The 6,116-nt window shown below is 43.7% G+C and carries 10 protein-coding genes; all 10 read left to right on the plus strand.

The window, feature by feature from the left end; translation table 11 throughout:
- The first annotated feature begins 8 nt into the window (after positions 1 to 8).
- The gene (gene rpsE / locus NYF15_RS07815) at positions 9 to 515 is read left to right on the plus strand and encodes a 30S ribosomal protein S5 (protein ID WP_036974018.1); all 507 of its coding nucleotides are present in this window, start codon (positions 9 to 11) and stop codon (positions 513 to 515) included.
- Between the two features lie 3 nt (positions 516 to 518).
- A complete protein-coding gene (gene rpmD / locus NYF15_RS07820) occupies positions 519 to 701 on the plus strand; it encodes a 50S ribosomal protein L30 (RefSeq protein WP_016710201.1) in 183 nt (60 codons plus the stop codon).
- Between the two features lie 4 nt (positions 702 to 705).
- Positions 706 to 1,140 (plus strand): 50S ribosomal protein L15, encoded by a 435-nt coding sequence (gene rplO / locus NYF15_RS07825; protein WP_036974015.1) that lies wholly within the window; start codon positions 706 to 708, stop codon positions 1,138 to 1,140.
- Between the two features lie 10 nt (positions 1,141 to 1,150).
- Positions 1,151 to 2,479, plus strand: coding sequence for a preprotein translocase subunit SecY (gene secY, locus NYF15_RS07830; protein ID WP_036974013.1), 1,329 nt, complete (start codon positions 1,151 to 1,153; stop codon positions 2,477 to 2,479).
- 22 nt (positions 2,480 to 2,501) lie between these two features.
- Complete coding sequence (rpmJ, locus tag NYF15_RS07835) at positions 2,502 to 2,615, plus strand: 50S ribosomal protein L36 (protein WP_002959476.1); 114 nt, start codon at positions 2,502 to 2,504, stop codon at positions 2,613 to 2,615.
- Between the two features lie 127 nt (positions 2,616 to 2,742).
- Entirely contained in the window at positions 2,743 to 3,099 is a 357-nt protein-coding gene (gene rpsM, locus NYF15_RS07840) for a 30S ribosomal protein S13 (protein WP_054562818.1), read from the plus strand.
- Positions 3,100 to 3,112: 13 nt separating this feature from the next.
- On the plus strand, positions 3,113 to 3,499 hold the full coding sequence (gene rpsK / locus NYF15_RS07845) for a 30S ribosomal protein S11 (protein WP_036974009.1): 387 nt from the start codon (positions 3,113 to 3,115) through the stop codon (positions 3,497 to 3,499).
- A 21-nt stretch (positions 3,500 to 3,520) separates the two neighbouring features.
- Complete coding sequence (rpsD, locus tag NYF15_RS07850; protein ID WP_036974007.1) at positions 3,521 to 4,141, plus strand: 30S ribosomal protein S4; 621 nt, start codon at positions 3,521 to 3,523, stop codon at positions 4,139 to 4,141.
- Positions 4,142 to 4,165: 24 nt separating this feature from the next.
- Positions 4,166 to 5,152, plus strand: a complete 987-nt coding sequence (gene rpoA, locus NYF15_RS07855) for a DNA-directed RNA polymerase subunit alpha (RefSeq protein ID WP_004589198.1) — start codon at positions 4,166 to 4,168, stop codon at positions 5,150 to 5,152.
- Positions 5,153 to 5,191: 39 nt separating this feature from the next.
- Positions 5,192 to 5,593 carry a 50S ribosomal protein L17 gene (gene rplQ / locus NYF15_RS07860; protein WP_004589197.1) on the plus strand — a complete coding sequence of 134 codons (402 nt, stop codon included), beginning with the start codon at positions 5,192 to 5,194 and terminating at the stop codon, positions 5,591 to 5,593.
- Positions 5,594 to 6,116 lie beyond the last annotated feature (523 nt).

Genomic DNA, 6,116 nt, shown 5'->3' on the forward strand with positions numbered 1-6,116 from the left:
AGTAGACAATGGCTAACGTAGAAGCAAAGCAACAACAGCCTGATTTGGCTGAAAAGCTAATCGCGGTAAACCGTGTGTCTAAAGTGGTTAAAGGTGGTCGTATCTTTAGCTTCACTGCACTAACAGTAGTTGGTGACGGCGCAGGTAAAGTAGGTTTCGGTTATGGTAAAGCACGTGAAGTTCCAGCTGCTATTCAAAAAGCAATGGAAAAAGCACGTCGTAACATGATCAGTGTAGACCTAAACGGTAACACGCTACAGCACCCAATCAAGGGTCGCCACGCGGGTTCTAAAGTATACATGCAGCCTGCTTCTGAAGGTACAGGTATCATCGCCGGTGGTGCGATGCGTGCAGTACTAGAAGTAACTGGTGTACAGAACGTATTGTCAAAAGCATACGGTTCAACTAACCCGATCAACATCGTTCGTGCAACGATTGCAGCTCTAGAGAACATGAACTCTCCAGAGTCAATCGCTGCTAAACGTGGTCTTAGCGTTGACGAAATCACGGGGTAAACCATGGCTAATAAAACTGTAAAAGTAACACAAGTAAAGAGCTCTATCGGTCGTTTACCGAAGCATAAAGCTACATTACGCGGTCTTGGTTTACGTCGTATCAATCACACTGTTGAGTTAGAAGACACAGCATGTGTGCGTGGTATGATTAACCAAGTTTCTTACATGGTAAAGGTTGAGGGTTAATTCGATGCGTTTGAATACACTTTCACCTGCTGCAGGTGCAAAAACTGAAAAGAAACGTCTAGGTCGTGGTATCGGTTCTGGTCTTGGTAAGACTGGTGGTCGTGGTCATAAAGGCCAAAAATCACGTTCTGGCGGTAAAGTTCGCGTTGGTTTCGAAGGCGGTCAAATGCCTATGCAACGTCGTCTACCAAAATTTGGTTTCACTTCACGTAAATCACTAGTATCTACTGAAGTTAACCTTTTTGAAATCGCTAAAGTTGAAGGCGATGTAGTAGACGTAAACGCGTTACAAGCAGCTGGTCTAGTTAAAAAGAACATCCAGTTCGTTAAAGTAGTTAAATCTGGCGAAGTTTCACGCGCAGTAACCGTTAAAGGTCTTAAAGTGACTAAAGGTGCTCGCGAAGCTATCGAAGCTGCCGGAGGCAAGGTAGAAGACTAAGGAAGTACTAATGGCTAAACCAGGTCAAGATATGAAAAGTGCACAAAGTGGGCTTTCGGAATTGAAGCGTCGATTACTATTTGTATTAGGTGCTATCATTATTTACCGTCTAGGTTCATTCGTGCCGATCCCTGGGATTGACGCCGCTGTACTTGCCGATTTCTTCGAGCAACAAAAGGGCACCATTGTTGAAATGTTTAACATGTTCAGCGGTGGTGCGCTTGAGCGCGCTTCAGTGTTAGCACTGGGTATTATGCCGTATATCTCGGCTTCGATTATTACGCAACTATTAACGCATATGTATCCGCCGTTTATAGAGCTTAAGAAAGAAGGTGAGCAAGGGCGTAAGAAAATTAGCCAGTATACACGCTACGGCACGCTTGTGCTTGCTACTATCCAATCAATCGGTATTGCTACCAGCTTACCGGGTATGATGGACGGGTTAGTTGTTAACCCTGGTATTGGTTTCTACTTCACTGCTGTAGTGAGTTTAGTAACTGGTACTATGTTCCTGATGTGGTTGGGCGAACAAATTACAGAACGCGGTATCGGTAACGGTATCTCTGTTCTTATTTTTGTTGGTATCGTAGCTAACCTGCCGTCTGCTATTGGTTCGACAGCCGAAATGGCGCGCCAAGGTGATCTGAATGTACTTGTACTGTTATTGATTGCTGTAATCGTATTCGCTGTTACTTACCTCGTTGTATTCTTTGAGCGTGGTCAACGTCGTATCGTCGTTAACTATGCAAAGCGTCAACAGGGTCGTCAGGTATTTGCTGCTCAAAGCACGCACTTACCATTAAAAGTAAACATGGCGGGTGTTATTCCACCAATCTTTGCTAGCAGTATAATTCTGTTCCCTGGTACAATTGCAAGCTGGTTCGGCCAGGGTGAAGGTCCGGTCGCTGATGTGCTACAAGCAATCGCTACAACGTTGACTCCGGGTCAACCTTTATATGCGATGGTTTTAGCTGCGGCTATTATCTTCTTCTGCTTTTTCTACACCGCGTTGGTGTTTAACCCGCGTGAAACAGCAGATAACCTGAAAAAATCTGGCGCATTTATCCCAGGTATTCGTCCAGGTGAGCAGACATCTAAATACATTGATAAAGTGATGACACGCCTGACATTGGCAGGTGCTTTGTATATAACCTTTATCTGTCTGGTGCCCGAATTCATGACTATGGCATGGCAAACGCCATTCTATTTCGGCGGTACATCAATTTTGATTATCGTTGTTGTAATCATGGACTTTATGGCACAAGTACAGACGCATCTGATGTCACATCAGTATGATTCTGTGCTGAAAAAAGCAAACCTTAAAGGCTACGGTCGATAAGGTCAGTTTACGGAGTTGAGCAATGAAAGTACGTGCTTCCGTTAAGAAAATATGCCGTAACTGTAAAGTTATTAAACGTGCTGGTGTAGTACGCGTAATTTGCAGTGAGCCTAAGCATAAGCAAAGGCAAGGCTAAGTAAACAGTCGTGCAGGCTGAGTTATTCACTCGGCCTGTGTTTTTAATGTGATTTGGTCTTCGTTTGAGTATCCTTGCGGGCTTTTCAAACAGATGATAACCAAATTCAAATATAGGAGATGTGTTAGTGGCCCGTATCGCTGGCATTAACGTCCCTGATCATAAACATGCAGTTATCGGTTTAACTGCTATTTATGGCATAGGTAAGACTCGCTCTAAGGAAATCTTAGCAGCGACTGGTATCGCCGAGACCACAAAAATCGGTGAACTTTCAGACGAAACACTTGACGTATTGCGTGAAGCAGTTGGCAAGTACACTGTAGAAGGTGACCTTCGTCGTGAAGTTACATTAAATATCAAGCGCCTTATGGACCTTGGTTGTTTCCGTGGCCTACGTCACCGTCGTTCGTTACCACTACGTGGTCAACGTACTAAGACTAACGCGCGTACTCGTAAGGGTCCTCGCAAGCCTATCAAGAAATAAGGTGGGGTAGATTATGGCTAAAGCACCAATTCGTCGTAAGAAGGTTAAAAAGCAAGTTGCTGATGGTATGGCTCACGTTCATGCTTCTTTCAACAACACTATTGTAACAATTACCGACCGTCAAGGTAATGCACTATCTTGGGCAACAGCAGGTGGTTCAGGTTTCCGTGGTTCACGTAAATCTACTCCATTCGCGGCTCAGGTTGCTGCAGAGCGTGCAGGTACTGCTGCTCAAGAATACGGTTTAAAAAATCTAGAAGTTTTCATCAAAGGTCCAGGTCCAGGTCGTGAATCTGCTGTACGTGCTTTGAATGCTGCTGGTTACCGTATTACCAACATCACTGACGTGACGCCAATCCCTCATAATGGTTGTCGTCCACCGAAGAAACGTCGCGTTTAACAATAGGTTAGGAGAAATAACATGGCAAGATATTTGGGCCCTAAGCTCAAGCTGAGTCGTCGTGAAGGTACTGACCTGTTCCTTAAGAGCGGCGTAAGAGCTATCGACTCTAAGTGTAAACTTGAGACTGCACCTGGTCAGCACGGCGCTCGTAAAGGTCGCTTATCTGATTACGGTTTACAGCTACGTGAAAAGCAAAAAGTACGTCGTATCTACGGTGTATTAGAAAAGCAATTCCGTAACTACTACAAAGAAGCTGCTCGCCTTAAAGGTAATACAGGTGAAAACTTGTTACAGCTTTTAGAGCAACGTTTAGACAATGTTGTATATCGCATGGGTTTTGCTAGCACGCGCGCTGAAGCACGTCAGTTAGTAAGCCACAAAGCGATTCTAGTTAATGGTCGTGTAGTGAACATCCCTTCATACGTAATTACTCCAGAAGATACTGTTGTAATTCGTGAGAAGTCAAAAACACAAGCACGTATCATCGCTGCTCTAGAGTTGGCTGAGCAACGTGAAAAGCCGACTTGGGTTGAAGTTGACGGTAAGAAAATGGAAGGTAGCTTCAAGCGCCTACCTGAGCGTTCAGATCTGTCTGCGGACATTAACGAACAACTAATCGTCGAACTTTACTCTAAGTAAAGTTAAGAGTTAAGAGAGGATAAAATGCAGGGTTCTGTTACCGAATTCCTAAAACCAAGGTTAGTCGATATCGACGCTATCAACCCAACGCGTTCTAAAGTAGTTTTAGAACCACTAGAGCGTGGCTTTGGTCACACTTTGGGTAATGCCTTACGCCGTATACTGTTATCATCTATGCCTGGATGTGCAGTAACTGAAGTAGAAATCGACGGTGTATTGCATGAGTACAGCGCGAAAGAGGGCGTACAAGAAGACATCATTGAAATTCTGTTGAACCTTAAAGGTTTAGCAGTAACTTTAGAAGGCAAAGATGAAGTTTTTCTGACCCTGACTAAATCTGGTGTAGGCCCTGTGACTGCGGCTGATATTCAGCACGATGGTGATGTAACTATCGCCAACCCAGATCACGTTATCTGTCACCTTACGACAGATAGCAGCGAGATCAGCATGCGTATTCGTGTTGAGCGCGGTCGCGGTTATGTGCCGGCATCTAGTCGTTTATCCTCTGATGACGATGAGCGTCCAATTGGTCGTCTGCTGCTTGATGCATCATTCAGCCCAGTTGAACGTATTGCGTACTCGGTTGAATCAGCCCGTGTTGAGCAACGTACAGACTTAGACAAGTTAATCATTGATATGGAAACGAACGGCACTTTAGATCCTGAAGAAGCGATCCGCCGTGCGTCTACTATCTTAGCTGAGCAATTAGATGCATTCGTAGATTTACGTGATGTAACTGAGCCAGAAGAGAAAGAAGAGAAGCCAGAATTCGATCCTATTCTACTTCGCCCAGTTGATGATCTTGAACTAACAGTACGTTCAGCAAACTGTTTGAAAGCCGAGCAAATTCAATATATCGGTGATTTAGTTCAGCGCACTGAAGTTGAGCTTCTTAAAACGCCTAACTTAGGTAAGAAGTCTCTAACTGAAATTAAAGACGTGCTAGCTTCACGTGGTCTTTCTCTAGGTATGCGCCTAGAAAATTGGCCGCCTGCAAGCCTAGCTGAATAATCTAAATCACTATATTAGTTTAGTTAGAAGGATAGGGTCATGCGCCATCGTAAGAGTGGTCGTCAATTAAACCGTAACAGCAGCCATCGCAAAGCGATGTTCAGCAACATGGCTGGTTCTTTGGTGAAACATGAAATCATCAAAACAACTTTGCCTAAAGCTAAAGAGTTGCGCCGTGTAATTGAACCTTTAATCACACTGGCTAAGACTGACAGTGTAGCAAACCGCCGTTTAGCGTTTGCTCGCACGCGTGATAATGAAGTAGTTGGTAAATTATTCAGCGAAATCGGTCCACGTAATACAGACCGTCCTGGTGGTTACACTCGTATTCTTAAGTGTGGCTTCCGTGCTGGTGATAATGCACCAATGGCTTATATTGAACTAGTTGGTCGCCCAGCGACAAACGAAGAAGTTCAAGAAGACGCGCAGTCTGCAGAGTAAGTCGTAAAGACACCAAAAAGCCGAGCTTATGCTCGGCTTTTTACTTTCTGAAATTCACTATCAATAAATTAACTCTATCAATCCCCAAACATCACTATACAATCTTAAAGCAACTAGCAACTAGCAACTAGCAACTAGCAACTAGCAACTAGCAACTAGCAACTAAGATCACATATAAAGATCACACCGCGTTCTTTAATAGCTACATCTTCTTTTATAGAAGTTAAAAACAGGCATATATATAAAATACAGTGGCTATATAGGCCTAACACGAGTGATTTAGTGCTATTTTTACGCGTTTCGTTCGTATTTTGCGCGAACAGTCATTTTTTTCATAAAAACTTCAAAAAACAGTTGATCTCAATTCGGATCTCCCTATAATGCGCATCCACCGACACGGCGGACTGCTTACAAAAAAGCAAAATGACGAGTTGGTTAAGTCAAGTAAGACTAAGATTTGAAAAAATAAACTTTTCTCAAAATTAAGTGTTGACAAAAATAACGGCTTGCGTAGAATGCACAG

Origin of the sequence: Pseudoalteromonas sp. 68 DY56-GL68 (assembly GCF_041414825.1) — a bacterium.
In the GTDB taxonomy this organism is placed as follows: domain Bacteria; phylum Pseudomonadota; class Gammaproteobacteria; order Enterobacterales; family Alteromonadaceae; genus Pseudoalteromonas.

Excerpts from the sequence above, each read along its gene's own strand:
- rpsE (WP_036974018.1), top strand. The coding sequence starts at position 9 with ATGGCTAACGTAGAAGCAAAGCAACAACAGCCTGATTTGGCTGAAAAG.
- rpmD (WP_016710201.1), top strand. The coding sequence starts at position 519 with ATGGCTAATAAAACTGTAAAAGTAACACAAGTAAAGAGCTCTATCGGT.
- rplO (WP_036974015.1), top strand. The coding sequence starts at position 706 with ATGCGTTTGAATACACTTTCACCTGCTGCAGGTGCAAAAACTGAAAAG.
- secY (WP_036974013.1), top strand. The coding sequence starts at position 1,151 with ATGGCTAAACCAGGTCAAGATATGAAAAGTGCACAAAGTGGGCTTTCG.
- rpmJ (WP_002959476.1), top strand. The coding sequence starts at position 2,502 with ATGAAAGTACGTGCTTCCGTTAAGAAAATATGCCGTAACTGTAAAGTT.
- rpsK (WP_036974009.1), top strand. The coding sequence starts at position 3,113 with ATGGCTAAAGCACCAATTCGTCGTAAGAAGGTTAAAAAGCAAGTTGCT.
- rpsD (WP_036974007.1), top strand. The coding sequence starts at position 3,521 with ATGGCAAGATATTTGGGCCCTAAGCTCAAGCTGAGTCGTCGTGAAGGT.
- rpoA (WP_004589198.1), top strand. The coding sequence starts at position 4,166 with ATGCAGGGTTCTGTTACCGAATTCCTAAAACCAAGGTTAGTCGATATC.
- rplQ (WP_004589197.1), top strand. The coding sequence starts at position 5,192 with ATGCGCCATCGTAAGAGTGGTCGTCAATTAAACCGTAACAGCAGCCAT.